The organism is Leptospira biflexa serovar Patoc strain 'Patoc 1 (Paris)' (assembly GCF_000017685.1).
Lineage (GTDB): Bacteria > Spirochaetota > Leptospiria > Leptospirales > Leptospiraceae > Leptospira_A > Leptospira_A biflexa.
Window position 1 is genome coordinate 2,807,937 of the sequence record NC_010602.1, and the last position, 17,041, is coordinate 2,824,977.

Annotated in this window: 22 protein-coding genes; 14 read left to right on the plus strand and 8 right to left on the minus strand. The window is 42.1% G+C overall.

Annotated features, from left to right (window positions below):
* Positions 1-8 precede the first annotated feature (8 nt).
* The 6 genes from LEPBI_RS13330 to thiE are packed head-to-tail and all read left to right on the plus strand — an operon-like array spanning position 9 to position 3,008.
* The gene (locus tag LEPBI_RS13330) at positions 9-212 is read left to right on the plus strand and encodes a hypothetical protein (protein WP_012389648.1); all 204 of its coding nucleotides are present in this window, start codon (positions 9-11) and stop codon (positions 210-212) included.
* A gap of 3 nt (positions 213-215) precedes the next feature.
* Positions 216-971 carry a type I methionyl aminopeptidase gene (gene map, locus LEPBI_RS13335; RefSeq protein WP_012389649.1) on the plus strand — a complete coding sequence of 252 codons (756 nt, stop codon included), beginning with the start codon at positions 216-218 and terminating at the stop codon, positions 969-971.
* 58 nt (positions 972-1,029) lie between these two features.
* The gene (locus LEPBI_RS19330) at positions 1,030-1,161 is read left to right on the plus strand and encodes a hypothetical protein (protein WP_012389650.1); all 132 of its coding nucleotides are present in this window, start codon (positions 1,030-1,032) and stop codon (positions 1,159-1,161) included.
* 4 nt (positions 1,162-1,165) lie between these two features.
* Entirely contained in the window at positions 1,166-1,561 is a 396-nt protein-coding gene (locus LEPBI_RS13340; protein ID WP_012389651.1) for a response regulator, read from the plus strand.
* 21 nt (positions 1,562-1,582) lie between these two features.
* Positions 1,583-2,386 carry a hydroxyethylthiazole kinase gene (thiM, locus tag LEPBI_RS13345; RefSeq protein WP_012389652.1) on the plus strand — a complete coding sequence of 268 codons (804 nt, stop codon included), beginning with the start codon at positions 1,583-1,585 and terminating at the stop codon, positions 2,384-2,386.
* Complete coding sequence (thiE, locus tag LEPBI_RS13350; protein WP_012389653.1) at positions 2,376-3,008, plus strand: thiamine phosphate synthase; 633 nt, start codon at positions 2,376-2,378, stop codon at positions 3,006-3,008. Before thiM ends, thiE begins: the two co-directional genes overlap by 11 nt.
* On the opposite strand, the gene queG is transcribed toward thiE, so the two are convergent.
* On the minus strand, positions 3,005-3,979 hold the full coding sequence (queG, locus tag LEPBI_RS13355) for a tRNA epoxyqueuosine(34) reductase QueG (RefSeq protein ID WP_012389654.1): 975 nt from the start codon (positions 3,977-3,979) through the stop codon (positions 3,005-3,007). The two genes, thiE and queG, sit on opposite strands and share 4 nt — an antisense overlap.
* On the opposite strand from queG, the gene LEPBI_RS13360 reads away from it, so the two are divergent.
* Complete coding sequence (locus LEPBI_RS13360; protein WP_012389655.1) at positions 3,978-4,364, plus strand: LIC_11502 family protein; 387 nt, start codon at positions 3,978-3,980, stop codon at positions 4,362-4,364. The genes queG and LEPBI_RS13360 overlap by 2 nt on opposite strands.
* A gap of 2 nt (positions 4,365-4,366) precedes the next feature.
* On the opposite strand, the gene LEPBI_RS13365 is transcribed toward LEPBI_RS13360, so the two are convergent.
* On the minus strand, positions 4,367-4,762 hold the full coding sequence (locus LEPBI_RS13365) for an acyl-CoA thioesterase (RefSeq protein ID WP_012389656.1): 396 nt from the start codon (positions 4,760-4,762) through the stop codon (positions 4,367-4,369).
* A gap of 41 nt (positions 4,763-4,803) precedes the next feature.
* On the minus strand, positions 4,804-5,271 hold the full coding sequence (locus LEPBI_RS13370) for an OmpA family protein (protein ID WP_226992789.1): 468 nt from the start codon (positions 5,269-5,271) through the stop codon (positions 4,804-4,806).
* An 81-nt stretch (positions 5,272-5,352) separates the two neighbouring features.
* Between LEPBI_RS13370 and LEPBI_RS13375 the strand changes: the two genes are divergently transcribed.
* Complete coding sequence (locus tag LEPBI_RS13375) at positions 5,353-7,647, plus strand: hypothetical protein (protein WP_012389658.1); 2,295 nt, start codon at positions 5,353-5,355, stop codon at positions 7,645-7,647.
* A 35-nt stretch (positions 7,648-7,682) separates the two neighbouring features.
* Here LEPBI_RS13375 and LEPBI_RS13380 read toward each other — a convergent pair whose 3' ends face one another.
* Positions 7,683-8,618, minus strand: a complete 936-nt coding sequence (locus tag LEPBI_RS13380) for a patatin-like phospholipase family protein (protein ID WP_012389659.1) — start codon at positions 8,616-8,618, stop codon at positions 7,683-7,685.
* 99 nt (positions 8,619-8,717) lie between these two features.
* Between LEPBI_RS13380 and LEPBI_RS13385 the strand changes: the two genes are divergently transcribed.
* A complete protein-coding gene (locus LEPBI_RS13385; RefSeq protein WP_012476391.1) occupies positions 8,718-9,278 on the plus strand; it encodes a hypothetical protein in 561 nt (186 codons plus the stop codon).
* A 99-nt stretch (positions 9,279-9,377) separates the two neighbouring features.
* On the plus strand, positions 9,378-10,511 hold the full coding sequence (locus LEPBI_RS13390; protein ID WP_012389661.1) for a DUF1577 domain-containing protein: 1,134 nt from the start codon (positions 9,378-9,380) through the stop codon (positions 10,509-10,511).
* Positions 10,512-10,515: 4 nt separating this feature from the next.
* Here the strand turns inward: LEPBI_RS13390 and LEPBI_RS13395 are convergent, their stop codons facing one another.
* Positions 10,516-10,830: a HepT-like ribonuclease domain-containing protein gene (locus LEPBI_RS13395; RefSeq protein ID WP_041770046.1), complete on the minus strand. Its 315-nt coding sequence runs from the start codon at positions 10,828-10,830 to the stop codon at positions 10,516-10,518.
* Positions 10,831-10,913: 83 nt separating this feature from the next.
* Between LEPBI_RS13395 and LEPBI_RS13400 the strand changes: the two genes are divergently transcribed.
* From LEPBI_RS13400 to LEPBI_RS13415, 4 genes are all read left to right on the plus strand, one after another.
* On the plus strand, positions 10,914-11,303 hold the full coding sequence (locus LEPBI_RS13400) for an FKBP-type peptidyl-prolyl cis-trans isomerase (RefSeq protein WP_041769887.1): 390 nt from the start codon (positions 10,914-10,916) through the stop codon (positions 11,301-11,303).
* A 93-nt stretch (positions 11,304-11,396) separates the two neighbouring features.
* Complete coding sequence (locus LEPBI_RS13405; RefSeq protein WP_012389664.1) at positions 11,397-12,317, plus strand: YHYH protein; 921 nt, start codon at positions 11,397-11,399, stop codon at positions 12,315-12,317.
* 7 nt (positions 12,318-12,324) lie between these two features.
* Positions 12,325-12,900, plus strand: a complete 576-nt coding sequence (locus LEPBI_RS13410) for a toxin-antitoxin system YwqK family antitoxin (protein ID WP_012389665.1) — start codon at positions 12,325-12,327, stop codon at positions 12,898-12,900.
* 26 nt (positions 12,901-12,926) lie between these two features.
* Complete coding sequence (locus LEPBI_RS13415) at positions 12,927-13,634, plus strand: SCO family protein (protein WP_226992790.1); 708 nt, start codon at positions 12,927-12,929, stop codon at positions 13,632-13,634.
* Positions 13,635-13,687: 53 nt separating this feature from the next.
* Here the strand turns inward: LEPBI_RS13415 and LEPBI_RS13420 are convergent, their stop codons facing one another.
* The 3 genes from LEPBI_RS13420 to LEPBI_RS13430 are packed head-to-tail and all read right to left on the minus strand — an operon-like array spanning position 13,688 to position 16,865.
* The gene (locus tag LEPBI_RS13420) at positions 13,688-14,449 is read right to left on the minus strand and encodes an ABC transporter permease (RefSeq protein WP_012389667.1); all 762 of its coding nucleotides are present in this window, start codon (positions 14,447-14,449) and stop codon (positions 13,688-13,690) included.
* A complete protein-coding gene (locus LEPBI_RS13425; RefSeq protein WP_012389668.1) occupies positions 14,446-15,372 on the minus strand; it encodes an ABC transporter ATP-binding protein in 927 nt (308 codons plus the stop codon). The genes LEPBI_RS13420 and LEPBI_RS13425 overlap by 4 nt, the downstream gene beginning before the upstream one ends.
* Complete coding sequence (locus tag LEPBI_RS13430) at positions 15,369-16,865, minus strand: ABC-F family ATP-binding cassette domain-containing protein (RefSeq protein WP_012389669.1); 1,497 nt, start codon at positions 16,863-16,865, stop codon at positions 15,369-15,371. The genes LEPBI_RS13425 and LEPBI_RS13430 overlap by 4 nt, the downstream gene beginning before the upstream one ends.
* Positions 16,866-17,041: the final 176 nt, after the last annotated feature.

The window sequence follows — 17,041 nt, forward strand, 5'->3', positions numbered from 1 at the left end:
AGGTATCCATGTCCGAAGAACAAACAGAAACAACGTCGAAAGATTCCCTTATTGTCACTTCCAAAGTGAAAGCGTACATCAAAAGTAAGGGATTTATGACTTCAGGGGATGCCATCGACGGTATCAACGAAGAAATTTACCGTTTGATCGACAAAGCTCTCGAAAGAACTTCTGCCAACAAAAGAACAACGGTTCGGTCGACTGATTTCTAATCCGTGATCTATATCAAAAACAAATCAGAAATTGAAAAGATGAGAAAGGCGGGCAAATTTGCCGCCGAACTCCTCGTTTATCTGGAACCCTTTGTGAAATCTGGTGTTTCCACTTTGGAACTGAACGACATTGCAGAGGCCTATACCAAAAAAAACGGCCACCGCTCAGCCCCACTCGGTTACAAAGGATTCCCAAAATCCATTTGCACCTCCATCAACCAAGTGGTCTGCCATGGAATCCCGAAAAAAGAAGACGTGCTGGCAGATGGTGACATCGTCAATTTAGATGTCTCTCCCATTGTAGATGGTTACATTGGAGATACGTCCAAAACCTTCATCGTCGGTGGAAAAACCACTCCCGAAGCAGAAAAACTCGTCTTTGACACCGAAAAAGCCATGTGGATTGGGATTGAACAAATCAAACCGGGCAACCGCATCGATGATATCGGTAACGCCATTGATGATTTCCTAACCCCACTTGGGTATGGGATCGTCCGAGACCTAATGGGCCACGGCGTGGGTCGAAATTTCCATGAAGAACCACAAGTCCCCCATTTTCGTTCGCCACGGAAATTAGCCAAAATCGAACCAGGAATGATCTTTACCGTGGAACCAATGGTCAATTTGGGTACTTGGGAAGTCAATTTTGATCGTTCCGATAAATGGACGGTCCGCACCAAAGATGGAAAATTATCGGCTCAATTCGAACACACCATCCTTGTCACAGACAAAGGGTATGAAATTCTAACAAAAGTTTGAAGAAAAGGTTCTTGCCTTCGCAAAGTATCTATCGTCTAATTTGAAAAGAGGTTATCACATGAAGATTACTGTTACTCTACTCAGCGTATTATTGTTCACAACATCGATGTTTGCCATTTGCCCTGGAAAGGAAAAACGTTCCTGCCCTGGTCATGACAAATTGATCGAATGCCCGAACGACGGAAAGTAATCCTGTGAGTCGTGCCATCCTCTTCGTCGATGACGAACAAATCATTCTGATGAGTTTGAAATCTCAGTTAAAAAAACATTTTGGGAACGAGTATCGTTATGAAACCGCCCAAAACACAGAAGAGGCATGGTCGATCATTGAAGAATTAGCCGAAGAAGGCATTCATATCCTCATCATCATTTCGGATTGGCTTATGCCGAACCAACGTGGTGATGAGTTTTTACGTGAAGTACACAAAACCTACCCCGACATCAAAAAAATCATTATTTCCGGTCATATCGATGAACATTCCCTCAACCAATTGAAAGGGGAAGTGGACCTCCATAGTTTTTTAAACAAAACTTGGTCGGAATCGGATTTAATCAAAAAAGTGGAAGACGCGATAACGAAGATTGCCTAGGTTTTCCTAGGAAACCTCCGTATGTCTCAACACATTTTAAAAAATACCATCGAAGATTTAGAACTTGTTCGTTCCAAATCACCACTAGTTCATAATATTACGAATTACGTAGTGATGAATAACACTGCCAACGCCCTTCTTGCCATTGGTGCCTCACCCATTATGGCACATGCCATCGAAGAAGTGGAAGAAATGGTGACAATCTGTTCGGCAACTGTCATCAATATTGGAACCCTTTCGGAACCATGGATCCAAAGTATGGAAAAAGCCGCAAAAAAGGCAGTTTCCTTAGGTAAACCATTGGTTCTTGACCCAGTGGGAGCTGGTGCAAGTAACATTCGTAATGCGGCAATCCGTAGGATCTTAGATGCGGGGAACCCGACCATTGTCCGTGGAAATGCTTCTGAAATCCTATCCACACTCTCTTCCTCTGGGAAAACCAAGGGAGTGGATGCAACGGACTCTTCTGAATCAGCAGTGGAGACTGGCAAATCCTTATCCAAGGTCACTGGTGGAGTGGTTGTGATCAGTGGAGCCACTGATTTTATCTTAAAAGGTACGGACATGGCCCAAATCTCCAATGGAGATGCCTTAATGACAAAGGTCACAGGACTCGGTTGCACTGCCTCTGCACTTTGTGGTGCCTTTGCCGCTGTGCAAAAAGACCAGTTCCGTGCGGCCACCTCTGCCATGGCGGTCATGGGAATTGCAGGCGAAATGGCAAAATCCAAAACGGCAAGTCCTGGCAGTTTCCAAGTGGCATTCCTTGATGCCCTGTATGAACTGAATGCAGATACCATTAAACAAAAGTTAAATGCAAAATAAAATCCAAGGGGTGTATCTTGTCACAGATAGACCCCTTTGCCTCCACCATAAACTGGAAGAAGTGGTGCAAATGGCCGCTTCTGGTGGAGTTTCCCTTGTCCAACTCAGGGAAAAGGATTCCACCTCTCGTGAATTTTTAGAACTTGCCATCCACCTAAAATTCATCCTAAGCCCCTTCCAAGTCCCCCTCCTCATCAATGACCGAGTGGATCTGTGTTTGGCATCAGGTGCCGATGGGGTCCACCTAGGGCAAACAGACCTTCCTTGGTTAGAAGCAAGGCGGATCCTCGGAAAGGACGCCATCATTGGACTCTCCATTGAAACAAAAGAAGACTTTGCCACACTGACAAAAGAAGATCCAAATCCTCAATTGGAGTATTTGGCAGTATCCCCTGTGTTTGATACACCCACTAAAACCAATACCAAAGAAGCACTAGGACTAGCAGGCGTTCGCTGGCTAAAAGAAAAAACAGACATTCCCGTTGTGGCCATAGGTGGCATCAACATTTCCAATGCAAAGGATGTGATTGGCGCGGGGGCCGATATGATTGCCGTTGTCAGTGCGATTTGTTCAGCTAAAAACCCAAAAGAAGCGACTGTAGCCTTACGAAATCAATTCTAAGAATTTTTTTTTGTCACTTGGTTTCGGTTCCAAATGGAGACACCGATCCGTTCGATGGGAGAATTCTCAAAGTATTCCTTAAATTCCGCTTCCGATAAAAACTCTTTGGATGGGAAAGAGGGATCGTTCCAAAATTCCCGTGGCAAAAATCCAGGTTCACTCGTTTCCACCTGGTTTCGTTTGGCGATCCCTTCATTCCAGGGACAAACTTCCTGGCATAAATCACATCCATAGACCCAAGACCTCCGATCCCATTTTAAAAACTGATCTGTGACTTCAGTTGCATTTCTGTCTTCGATCGTAAGGTAAGAAATACATTTAGATGCATCCAGCTGATATGGCTCCAAAGCATTTGTGGGACAAACATCCAAACAGCGCCGGCAACTCCCACAATGGTCAGTGGTTCTTTCCTCGGGAGGTGATTCACCTAACTCTAAATCGGTGAGGATCACGGAGAGAAAAAAATAGGATCCTAATTTGGGATGGATGAGGTTCGTGTGTTTGCCTTGCCATACCACACCCGATTCCCTAGTGAGAATTTTTTCAGCAATGGGCAAACTATCCACTGATTGGCGGAAATGAGATTCGGGATAGAGACTTCGCAGTTCCTTTAGAATTTGGTTTCCTTTCTTTCGGAGGAGGATATGGTAGTCGGTGCCTAAGGCATAACGAGAAACCTTACGATCCATTTGGGAAACCAAACGTTCCGCCTTTTCCGATCGATACACAAACCCCAAACAAATCGCAGATCGTGGGGTAAATCCCAAATTCTCAAATCGATTGCGAATGGCAATGGCATGGTCTTTGGCAAACCAGTCCATATTCCCATACTTCTTTTCTGCAATCCAAGTCTCTAAATACGAGAGGTCTTTTTTTGGTATTTCTGCTTTGGTAAACCCAACTAAGGAAAATCCTACTTTTGTACAGAGGGATTTGATTTGAACTTGGTTTGGGAAGGGAGGCATTGTCATGGCGGAGAAAGAGAATGAAGTTTACCTTACAAGAATCCAAAGCCAATTGCCAAGCCATTTGTTGGTCCAAGTTCCAAAACTGATTCCCCATTTCCAAAAACTGGAAGCACTCGTGCCAATCCCGAGAGACATCCCTGATCTCCTCAGGAAAGGAATTTATTATGCGCTCTTACAATCGATTGTCCGCCTCTTAAACCGAGAAACCGATCCCTTCTTACCCGAAATCCTACCTGAATACAAAGATCTTATCGGTACCATTTCGGAAACCTATGCCACACTACAACCAGAGATCGAATCCAATTGGTTAGACGAATGCATCCAATTTGGAGATAAATCAGCTTACCATTGGGAATGGAAACATTTTGATTCGAAAGAATTGTTTTAGATTCATCCCATTTCCTTTTCCAAACAAACTCGGAAATCCTTCGGTATTGGTAATTTGGTTTTCGCACGGTAGTCAAAATACACCTGCACTGTTTTGGCTTTGACATACAAAACATCTGTTTTTTGGTTTTTGATTTCGTATGAAAATTCCCAAGAACTGGTTCCAATTTTGGAAACCCAAGTGTGGATGTAAATGGGATCTCCTGGCAAAACAGACGCGATCAAATCCATCTCTACTCGTGCCATCACAAAAGGAATGTCTTCCAAGGATTCTACAGTTAAATACCGATTACAAAAATCAAGTCGTGCCAACTCTAAATATGCCGAATAACTGGCGTTATTGACTCGTCGCATCGGGTCCATATCATTAAATCGAATTTGGATTTCAGTTCGGATCATCTCAAGTTTACAAAATTCCAAACCAATCGGATTTGTCACGTCTATCCTAGCAGAGTCAGTTTGATTTGTACCGACCGAACCCTTTCTCTTTCTTTGGCCGACATTCCTCGGACGGGTTCTAGGCAGACGGAAGATATTTTTTCCTCTGACACACCAATGGATGTCAAATAGTTTTGAATGGTGCGGATCCTCTCTTTCACCAATTTTCGATTCCTTGCCATATTTCCCGTTGTATCCGCCGAGCCAATCAGGAGGACAGAATCTAACGTATGGAAAGATTCAACCGTTAACAAACGTTTTAGAGTGAAATTTTCTTTTTTACCCAAACGAGAACTCCCTGCTTCAAAGTAGACTACCGCTTCTACTGAAGTTTCCGTTTGGGATTTTGATGGAGTTTCGTACAATTTGTACTGTTTTGGATTTTGATCTCTGATAACCTGTTCGTTTTTGGGCCATAACCAATAAAATACGAAAAGGAAACTAACTAAGATTAGGGAAATCCAAACCATCTGTTCGTTAGACAGAAGTGAAGTGGAAAAATAATGACAAACCACTTTACATTTTTTAATTGATTTGTTAAGATTCACCCTATGGGTACGATACGATCGACTGTCTTAACCTACTTCTTGTTTTTCGGTCTGCTTTACCAATGCAAACCGGCAGAACTATCGAACAGTTGTGATGTAAAAACGGATGGTTTCCTGTATGGATCACTCATTCGTTTTGCGACAGGAGACAGATCCCCTTCTTGTCTCCCTTCTTTTGATTTCCAAGAACTTTGGGGGGTGTTCAAAGCCCCGTCTGGCGATATTGGGGTCAATGCCATGACAAGTTATAATGACCAAATCATCATTGGAGGCAACTTTCAACTGTTAGGTCCTTCTACGGGGAGTGCCGCTTATTTACAAACCGCAGATGGAAAAGTGGTTCCGAGTCGTTATTGCCCTTTTTTAAAAATTGTAGGTAGCGCTTACATTGCCATACCAGATGGAGGTGGTGGATTTTACATAGGTGGTGAATTCTTTGCGGTCCAAGGGGAGGAACGATTCTCTGTCGCTCATATCTTACCAGGTTGCCAATTGGATCGAGTGTTTAATGTCCCCAAGGACAATACGCGACTTGTGTATTCTTTATTACTCAGAGGCGACCACCTCTATGTTGGTGGAAATTTTACCTCTTGGGGAGATACGAGTCAAAGGTACTTAGTTCGTTTGAACCGTTTTACAGGGAATATTGATACTTCCTTTGATGTTCAAAACGCCGATTTGACGGTCTTTGATTTAGAAACCGATGGAAGTGCACTCTATGTTTGTGGGGAATTCAGCCAAATTGGAGGAAACACCAAACGAGGGTTAGCAAAACTATCTTTTGATTCTGGTTCTATTTTGAGTTCTTTTAATCCCACCATCACGACAGGAACTTGCCTTGACTTATATTACGGAACCGATATCTCAGGGAGTCCCGTCATCTATGCTGTGGGTGATTTCACAACACCTACTGGTAATTATGCGATCTCTGTTTACCCAGATGGGACTGTCAGTTCATGGAACCCGAATCCCAATGCACAAATCAATTCAGTCCAACAATACCAAAACATAGTTTATTTGGGAGGATCGTTTACAACCATAAACGGTGGAACTGCCGCATCCTATTTGGTTTCCGTAAACCAAAACACAGGTACTCTGATCAACAATAACTTTGCCTTGGATGCGTATGTGGCATCCTTGCAAGTCATAGACAATAATTTATACCTGAGTGGAAATTTCACAACCGTCAAAACAAATCCTAGAATTTCGATGGCTTCTTTGGATTTAACAAATGAATCAGTGACAAATTTCAATCCAAATTTTGAAGGTACCATCAATAATCCAGGATCGAGTTTTTTATCGGCAGGAAATGGAGTCGTTTTTGTCACATTTGATCGGCCTTCGGTCAATGTTGTCGCAAGAAACAATTTTGCAGTGATCGATGAAGTAACTGGAGCACCCATCGAAGGGACACCTAACTTTGATTTTCCGATCAAAGCTGTACATCGGAATGGGAACCGGCTTTTTGTGGGAGGATCCTTTACGAACGTCGGTGGCCAAAGTAGAAATTCCTTTGTCACATTGGATTTGCCACATTACCAAGTGAGTTCGATCAATACCATTTTATCTGGAACACCAGAAATCCGAACCATTACCAGTGATGAGTCCAAAGTGTATGTTGGTGGGATCAGTTTGGCCAATGTGGATGGGTTACCGAGGAATGGAGTCTTCGCCTTAAACTTGAGTGATCTTTCTTTAAGTAATTGGAACCCAGATTTGGGTGTTGGGAGCAGTGGAGAAAGTATCCTAGTTGTAAACGATCTTGTTTTCATTGGGGGAAGTTTTACTCAAATCAACGGAGTGGGAGGGTTCCAAAATTTCCAAGCCGTCGACAAACTCAATGGAACCAGAACGAATATTCCAATTGCTTCTAATTTACCAGGAGGTCTCGTATACAGCCTCGCATTTGCAAATTCCAAAGTCTATTTGGGTGGATTTTTTTCGAACATCGCAGGCATTGGTACGGTTAATTTCGCGGCTGTTTACGACTTAACTACGCAGTCGTATCTCCAACCCAATCCAGTAGCAGCAGAAAATATGGTAAACCATGTTGCCGCCTATCCTGATGGGAATGTGTTCTATGGTGGATCGTTTGTTAACTTAAATGGAGATGCCAAATACAATGCTTTTGGCGTCTACCAAACGTACACAAATTCAATGTCTCCTTGGAATGCTGGGATCAATAATGCGGTGTATACTTCGATGTCTAAAAATGGAAATTACTATCTCGGTGGAATCTTCAATGTGGCACTTAGGCGTAGTAACGGTGGTTTGGTTCGAACCAACTTGTATGAATGAAAAAACGATGCATCACGTTTCACTCGGTTCCATTTTTATCTGGATTTAAGTTTCCGTTTTAAAATCTTTTGGATCGCTTCCTCCCCTTTTTTCACACCGAGTAAGGCCGTTTTGTACAATTTGGTGCGGATGGTGGTTGTGAGTTTCACTGGAAGTGGTTCATCGGGAGCGACCGTGATGATCTTCACACCTTTTGGTGGTTTGACTGCAATTTCACGCCCTAAGTTAAAATGAAAATGGTGGAACTTCCGCATCATACGCCGGATGGTTCTGTGTTTCGGGAAGGCAAAAAAACTAGTGAGCCTTGTGAGTGGACCTGAAATATGCCGAATGGGTGAATTCATGATCACTACAATTTCTTTGTAACCAGCTTCAATGATATCTTGGATAGGAAGTGGATTCAGGATGGCAGCATCCGAATACAAAATCCCATCTAACATATGTTTTCCGCGGGTCGCGATGGGGAGGGAAGTGGCCGCCTTTAATAAATCAAAAATATTCGAAGATGTGGCTTTGATGTATTCAATGGAATGAGTGTGCAAATTACTCACAGCAATCACAAAATGCGGGAGTTTTTTGGAATCGAGGGTTTCGGATTCCAAACGGACTTTTTTCCGAAAAATAAAATCAATGAGGTATTCTTGGTTGAGAAGGGTTTTCCCTTGGAAGGGATGGAAAAACGAAATGAGTTTTCTCCCAGATAAATCTCTGTACCAAACGGCGAGAGCTTTTTCACTTTTGATCGGTTCTTCCTTTGGCATCGACACATAATAGGCAGCAGCACAAGCCCCAGACGAAACACCCACCACCAAATCAAAGTAATTTGGCCGTAAGAACCGATTCCATGCGTACAAAACCCCACTTGAAAAGGCTCCTTTCATTCCGCCTCCTTCCACAAGTAGGGCGCGTTTGGTTCCCTTTGCTTTTGGAATTTTGGGTGGGTGGTTTGGAACGACCTGTTTTTGACTCATCTCACTGTCAGAGTCTCACTCCCTAGTTTTCGTTGCAAAAAGGATTCAAAAAAATTGGAAAGAGGACAATAAAATTCGCTACGTAAGCAATTGATTTGTATGCTCGGAGTTCGTACAATTGAAATTGAAGTGGAAGGAATCCCTGTGAAAGGCACCTTACAATGGTCCACGCAGTCCCTTTACCAATTGGAATTGTATGCGCCCTATTCTGGTCCCGTTTATACCTTTTCTTTTCCGAAACTTTTCCCGCCCTTCCAAGAAGAGACACTTTCCGAAATCGAACAAAATGCGAAGAGCCATCTTCGTACTTTATTTTTTAAATGTGAAGGGATGAAGAAGGAAATCCCTAAGATTGAATCGGCATTGAAAGAGTTTTGGATGGAGATCCAATCCATCTCAGTACTTTCCCCAAGTGAGTGGAAAGAAAAAAATGAATTTTTAAAACAGGCAATGTTGGAAGGTTATATGGATAAAGCCATATACGAAAAAACAATTCATGATCTAACATCTGTCATGGAAAAAAAACAAATGGAACGTGAGAAACGTTGTGAATCATTTTTATCTCAGTACCTTCCCGAGTTTTCTCACTTACAAAATCATTTTTCATGGATTCGTTTTTGTTATGAATTCACAGAAAAAAAACACCTACTGCTTCTTTAATTTATCCTTTTTCTTGCCAAAGAGATGCGTATAGTCTTTACTTTCCAATAGATGGGAAATTTATTTCCGTCTTAACATAATAGAACTTGGAAATTAGCTATGCGACCAATGGACCAAATCACAGGCAAAGAACAAAAAAACCATGTGATCTTACACTATCTCATGAATCAGGAAATGAAAGCCAGTTGGAACGGACAGGTGCAAACCATGACCGTTTTGCAAGAAGTACCTGGCGGTGAAGAGATCATCCTCCAATGGTCAGAAATTTGGCCCATCGGAGAAGGATCGACAATTGTTCTCTCTAAGTTACTCGCACGATACCTCGAACTCCATTGCGTTTTTGTCAAACAACTGGCACCTCATAAAATCCAATTGCGTGTGGAAAAAGTCCTCATCGCCAAAAAAGAAAGACTGAATCCCAGATTTTCCATCACAGAAGAAGGAATGGTCAATGTCACAAACATTGTGAGTTCTAAAACCATCATCGAAGCCAATATGTTCAATATCCCCACTCTTGTCCGAGTCAACTTTGAAGACTATCGCAAACGAATGATGGTTCGATCCGGAGAAGCGGGCACCATGGATATTTTTAAATCTGGAATGGAACGTAAGTTTGATGTTGTTAAGTCGAGTCAAAAAATCCTTTTCATCAAAGACGCCACAAGTCCCGAAAGTTACAAAATGGATGCGGAAGGTTTTTTAAATTACGAAGATGATATCGAAGACAATGTCGACAAACTTGCGTTTGCCGCTCGTGATAAAAAAATTAAGTCAGAACTCATTTTACCAATTCTTTACAAAAACGAATTAGAAGAAATCATACCCATTGGTTACTACTGGTTACAAACCAAAGACAAACTCATCTCTGATGACGATTTAAAATTTTACCAAATCCAAATTTCCGAAATGATCGAACGGATCAAAGATGCAAATCTAATGACAACGGTAGAAAAATTCCCTGTCATCGATCTTTCGACTACTGGGCTCAAACTCCGAGTGAGTAACAGCACTTTGGTGGAAACCTTACCAAAACAAAAAGGGATTCTCCTTGAGTTAGTGTTTAAACTACAAACTCCGTTTCGATTTTTTGGGAAAATTGCTTGGGCTCACAAAGAAGAATCTGGTGATTTATTGGTTGGAGTTGAGTTTTCAGGAAAACGAACCTATGCAGAAAAAGTTCGTTTCGAAGAAAACATCGAAATCATCAAAAACAATGGTCGTACAGCGGCCTAAATTTTTACCTGATTTCCAGTTTGATGGTTTTTGAGAACTTGGGAATTTCATACGCACAAACGTAGTATAACATCTTTAAGTCGATGTAATCGTACGCACGAGCCAAATCCTTTTGCCACATGGTATCCATTTTTTCCCAAGGGAGGTTTGGATACTTTTGTTTTTCCGATTGGGGGATTTTTAAGGATTCGGTTTGGATGGTTTTTAACATCTCTTCTGCAAAAAAACTATCGTGTTCCCCTTCCTTAAATTCTTGGATTTGATTTCGGAAAATAAAGCCTTCTAATTCCTTACAATAAAAAACCAATTCATGAAACATGGGTTCACCATAATTTGAGAACTGAACTCGGCTAGTTTTTTTCATTGGCAAAGTTTCGGCCTTTGGTTAGCCTTTCGATTAGAATGAAGTCTTGGATCCCCCTATCTCTCTCTTTTTTAATGTTTTTGAGTCTCCCCCTTTCCCCTGCGGAAAAAGATTTCCAAATCATTGACCTCGTCGTTGGCAAAGGAGATGAAGCCTTCTCTGGTTCCTATGTCACCGTCCATTATGTGGGAAAATTAAAAAACGGAACCAAATTTGATAGTTCACGCGATCGCAACCGCCCTTTTGAATTCAACTTGGGAGCAGGAGAAGTGGTGAAGGGTTGGGACAAAGGCATCAAAGGGATGCGAGTGGGTGGCAAACGGAAACTCATCATCCCACCAGAGCTTGGGTATGGCAGTAAAAAAGTAGGAAACATCCCACCTGACTCCACTCTCATCTTTGAAGTGGAATTATTAAAAATATACTAATCCACTATATTCGAAATTTGGAATCCAAGGAAGGCCCTGGTCACTAGGGAAATTCCTTGACAATTATTAGAATCCTTCTACCGTAAACCCTCTATGGAAAGGAAACATCTTTTAGCCTCCACGTCTCTTCTCGTACTCTTCGTACTAATACTAACCAACTGTAAACCCAAATCAGATTCTGATGAAGAAACCTTGCTTCTGTTAGCTGCCGCAGCTTCCACTCGGATTTGTGCCAATTCCTCATTTACGGGGACGACGGTTGTAAATTCCACTGCCACCTTAAATGCGAGTACCGATTGTATCACAGGAATGACTTCCTCCATGTCGGCGGACCTCCCCGCTTGGATCCGAAACAATTTTAAATGTGCCGTCGGTTCTGTTTCGGGCAGTAATTATGTATTCCGTTCGCAAAATGTTCCAAATAACAAAAGTTATTATTTTGGATCTTCTTCCCCTATGTACGAAGCCCTAGCTGGTGGCCAAACTCCTGCAGGGAATAACCAAATCCAATCTCAGTGTTTGGTGTATTCCATCCCGAGTGTTCCGGCAGAAAAGACAGGCACCAAAACAGGAACCCAAAGTGGCTATGTCTCTGTGGGGATTACGGTGAATGGACTTGCGATCTTCAATAATGCGGCCGCACCAGGGGACACATTGGCTTCGGAAGTGTCCACCTTTGATAAGTTCAACGGCCACCCGCAAACGTCTGGGGTCTACCACCACCATGCCCAACCACTCAATGTTTCCAATAATAATGCCAATTTGATTGGTGTCCTCTTGGATGGGTTCCCGGTTTACGGACAACTTTGTGACGGTGGCACTGCTGATACGGGAAATGATGCCGCACCTGGTACGGGAACACCAATTCTTGATGCCAACCATGGCCATACGGCAAATACCGTTTTGTTCCCGGGCGGAATTTACCATTACCATTATGCAAATGATACCACGGCTGGGACAAATACCCTTATCGGTTCCCAATTCCACGGGACTCCAGGAACAGTTTCCAACTAAACCTCGTTTGGTTCGAATCCTATCTCCTGTATTTTGTTTTAGCCTTCTCCTTTGTTTGTCCTGTGCCAAACAAAGGGTGGAAGTGGGGAACAAAGATTTATCCGAAGATCAAAACCACTTCCTCCTCTTCCAAGGGGAACGATTTACCGGGATTCTGGTCGCAGAAAACACGATCCTTGCCGAAACCTATGAGACCGAATACTATAAAGGAGTCCCTCACGGGAGTTATACGGTAAAAACCTTTGGCGGAGTGGTCCTCGAAACAAGGACGGTTCGGTATGGGCAAAAACATGGTAGCCACCAATTGTATTTTCCCAATGGGAAACTGAGACAAAGTTCTGAATTTGAGAACGGGATCCCTGTCGGCGAACACATCGAATACTTTGACAACGGCGAGATGTCTACCTACCAAACTTTTTTTCCTTCGGGCAAACCAAAGGTCGTCAAAAAATGGAACAAACGAGGGCAAATTTATTTGAACCATGTGTTTTTGGAATCGGGAGAAAGTTTTGGAAAACCGGGTAGTAAACTTTGTGAACCCGTTCCAGAAAACAACGTAGAAGAGAACGGCACCAAACTTTGATTTGTTGGGCATCTACAATATTTGGAATGAAACCTAAAAAACCAAATCCACAAAATCACTTTCGAAAAAAGGTAAGAGCCCTTCTCCCTCTCCTCTTTTTCCTTGTCGCTTTATCACTTGTTATGTGTAAGGAAACAGAGTCCAAACCAGAAAGAGATTCCCTTCCTTATTTTTTAGGAAAGGATTTTGATCCTGTTTGGACAAAGGATCCGAGTGCCTTAGAAGGTCTGAAACAAATCCCAGAAGGATTCCAACTCACAAACCATTTGGGGCAAACTTACCGATGGAAAGACCATCCCAAACCAGTGAGCCTTGTTGTCTTTTTTTATGCGACCTGCCGAGGGATATGTCCCCTCATCACAAAAAACATCATCCAAATCCAACCTGATTTGGCCGAGTTTCCCAATTTAGAAATTCATTCCATCTCCATCAATCCAAAGGAAGATACACCGAGTGTCCTATCAAACTATCGAAAGCTCTACAAAATCCAAAACCCAAATTGGTTTTTCCATACGGGTGAGGTGGAAGTGATTGAGTCCTTTGCCAAATCCACCTGTGGTGCCGAGGTGGAAGGATTTTCTTTGGAAAAAAACAAGTATGAGTTTGTTCATACAGAAAATATTTTTTTGTTTGATGGGAAAAACTACTTACGTGGAATTTACAGAGCCAAAGGGACGGGCGACATACAAAGGTTAGTCGCCGACCTTCGGTTGATAACGAAAAAACAAAACTGAATTCAAAATCCCAATCGGAATGACCTATCCCACGAAAGGAACTAAATTTCGATTTAGTTTTTGATTTTATACCCAGTGCGAAAGATAAGCCATGTCACAAACAAACACACTGATAAAAACACTAAAATCATTGTGATACTCACAGACAAAGCAACATCTGCTCGTTCAAAAAAGCTGTACCGAAATCCGCTCACGAGATACAACACTGGATTGAACATGCTCACTCGTTGCCAAAAACTTGGTAACATTTGGATGGAATAAAAACTCCCACCGAGAAAAACAAGGGGTGTGATCACAAGCATGGGAATCATTTGTAGTTTTTCAAAACTATCCGCCCAAATCCCAATCACAAATCCAAACAAACTAAAGCTAATGCATGTTAACACAAGGAAAAATACCATTAAAAACGGATGATCGATCCGAATGGGAACAAAAAAGGAAGCGGTAAAAAGCATCAAAATCCCAAGCATCAGTGATTTGGTGGCCGCTGCCCCCACATACCCAATCACCACTTCCCACATGGTCACAGGAGCCGAAAGGATCTCGTAAATGGTTCCATTGAACTTAGGAAAATAAATCCCAAAGGATGCATTGGAGATACTTTCAGTTAAGAGTGACAACATCACAAGGCCTGGCACAATGAAACTTCCATAGTGGATCCCATCAATCTCTTGGATCCGAGATCCAATCGCGGAACCAAAGACAATGAAATACAACGACGTGGAAAGTACAGGAGAGGCAATACTTTGTAGTAAGGTACGAAAGGTTCGTGCCATTTCAAACCGGTAGATTGCTTGGATTGCAAAAAAATTCATACGGACTCCTGTAATAATTGAACAAAAATTTCTTCCAAAGAACTTTGTTTGGTACTCAAATCACTGAATTGGATTTTTTCTTTTTTGAGATCATCGAGTAGTTTTGTGATCACACTGCTATCATCAGAACGATCGTAAGTGAAGACAAGTGCTGAATTGTTATCGGCAAGTTCCAATTTGAATTTTGATAAAGATTTGGGTAATGACTTGATCGGTTTTTTTAAATCAATTCGCAATTGTTTGGTTCCCAATTGTTTCATGAGTTTGTCTTTGTTTTCTGTGAGGAAAATTTCTCCTTTTCGGATCACAGAGATTCGGTCGGCGATTGACTCCGCCTCTTCGATGTAATGTGTGGTAAGGATGATGGTGACTCCTTTTTTACGAAGGGATTCCACTATTTTCCACATATCTTTTCTAAGTTCCACATCCACACCAGCACTTGGTTCATCTAAAAATAGAATCCTTGGTTCGTGTGACAATGCTTTGGCGATAAGTACACGCCGTTTCATCCCACCAGATAATGTCATGATCCTTTGGTCTTTTTTGTCCCAAAGGGAAAGGGATTTTAATACTTCTTCGATGTAACTTGGATTTGCTGGTTTTCCGTAAAGGCCCCTTGTGAAACTCACACTTGCCCAAACTGTTTCAAAGGCATGGACACTCAGTTCCTGAGGCACAAGTCCAATGAGAGACCTGGTTTTTTTGAAATCACGAATGATATCATGCCCATCCACAGTCACCTCGCCAGCGCTAGGTGAGACGATCCCACATATCAAATTGATGAGTGTGGTTTTGCCAGCACCATTGGGACCCAGAAGGGCGTGGATTTCCCCATCAGCCACTACCCAATTCACAGTTTTTAATGCTTGGAATCCATTTTCATAGGACTTGGAAACTTGTTTTACGGTTAGGATTGGTTTCAAACGGTTTCATCCTTCCAGCCAATGTCTGAGAGGAAGTCGTCATAACCACCATCATAGACAAAAACTCGGTCATCATCGAATACAATTAGTTTTGTCGCCACAGCACGCAAGTGCATTTCGTTGTGGGTGACCATAATCACAGATCCATCAAAATTATCGATGGCTTCAATCAGAGAGTCGCAGGACTGCATATCTAAGTGGTTTGTCGGTTCATCTAAGTAAAGTAAGTGGCAAGGGGTCACTAAAATTTTACCAAGTAATACCCGGCTCTTTTCTCCCCCCGAAAGGACCTTCACTTTTTTTAAGGCAAGGTCTTCTGAAAACATCAAACCACCAGCAATATTACGAGCTTTCCCTTCCGAACAATTAGGATCGGCACTCATAATTTCCTGCACGACTGTATTCCCTTCTGTCATATTCAGTTTGTTTGTTTGTCCGAAGTATCCTTCTTTTAAGATCGGGTGTTTTTTTACGGCACCAGAAACAGGTGAGAGTTCCCCTGCAATGAGTTTGAGAAGGGTAGATTTTCCTTTTCCGTTTTTTCCGATGATACAAATCCGATCTTCTGGCCCGACACTGATAGAAAAATTTTCAAACAAAAAAGGAGACTTCCCATCATAGGAAAAAGAAACATCTTCTACGCTTAACATTTGATTGGCGGAGAATGGGGCACTGTTAAAGTACAATTCCATATCTTCGATGGAATCCAGAGCTTTCATCTCACCTTGTTTTTCTAATTTTTTCACACGGGATTGGGTACGGCTCGCAAAACTAGCCTTGGCTTTGAACTTGGCGATGAACATTTCTTCTTGTTTTCGTTTTTTGGCTTCGTTGAGTCTCGTTTTTTCGTAAATTTCTTCTGCCTGGTTGATTTGGGTGTATAATTTTTCTGTATCACCTTGTACTTTGATGGCTTTGGTACGGTGGATGGCGACTGTATGGGTCACAACACTGTCCATAAAACTTCTATCGTGTGTGATGAGGATGATTTCCCCTTCCCATTCACGAAGGAACTCCTCTAACCAACGTATGGTGACAATATCCAAATAGTTGTTTGGTTCATCTAAGATGAGCATGTCTGGAGCAGACACAAGGAGTTTTGCCAAGTTCATCCGAATTTGGTAACCACCAGAAAATTCATTGGGGCTTCTTTCCATATCCCCTTCTGAAAATCCAAGTCCAAATAAAATCCGCTCCACTTTCCAAGTTTCGTATTCATCCCCTTCAGGCAAACCAAGGGCACATTCTTCAAGAACTGTTGGTTTCGTAAAAACTAAGTGTTGTTCTAAGTGGCCAATGCGGTAACCTTTCGGGATGGTGATGTTTCCAGAATCAGCTTCTGTTTTTCCTAAAATGATTTGAACAAGAGTAGACTTTCCGTGGCCATTACGACCCACAAGTCCCACTCTTTCTCCACGGTTGACACTGAATTGTAAGTCATCGAATAAAACATTGCCGTTGAATTGTTTGTTTAAGCCAGATATTTTGATCATATAAATTCCGAAGGGGGAGTAGGTATAAAACCAAGATGCAGAATCTAGCCGAAAGGACGAGTAGAAAGAAATGAAAAATTGTGGGTTTTTTACGGTTTTACAACCAAAATTCTGACATAATCTCTTAATTGACGAAGCCCATCAATTATGAACTTTTTTTACACCCTCAAACAACC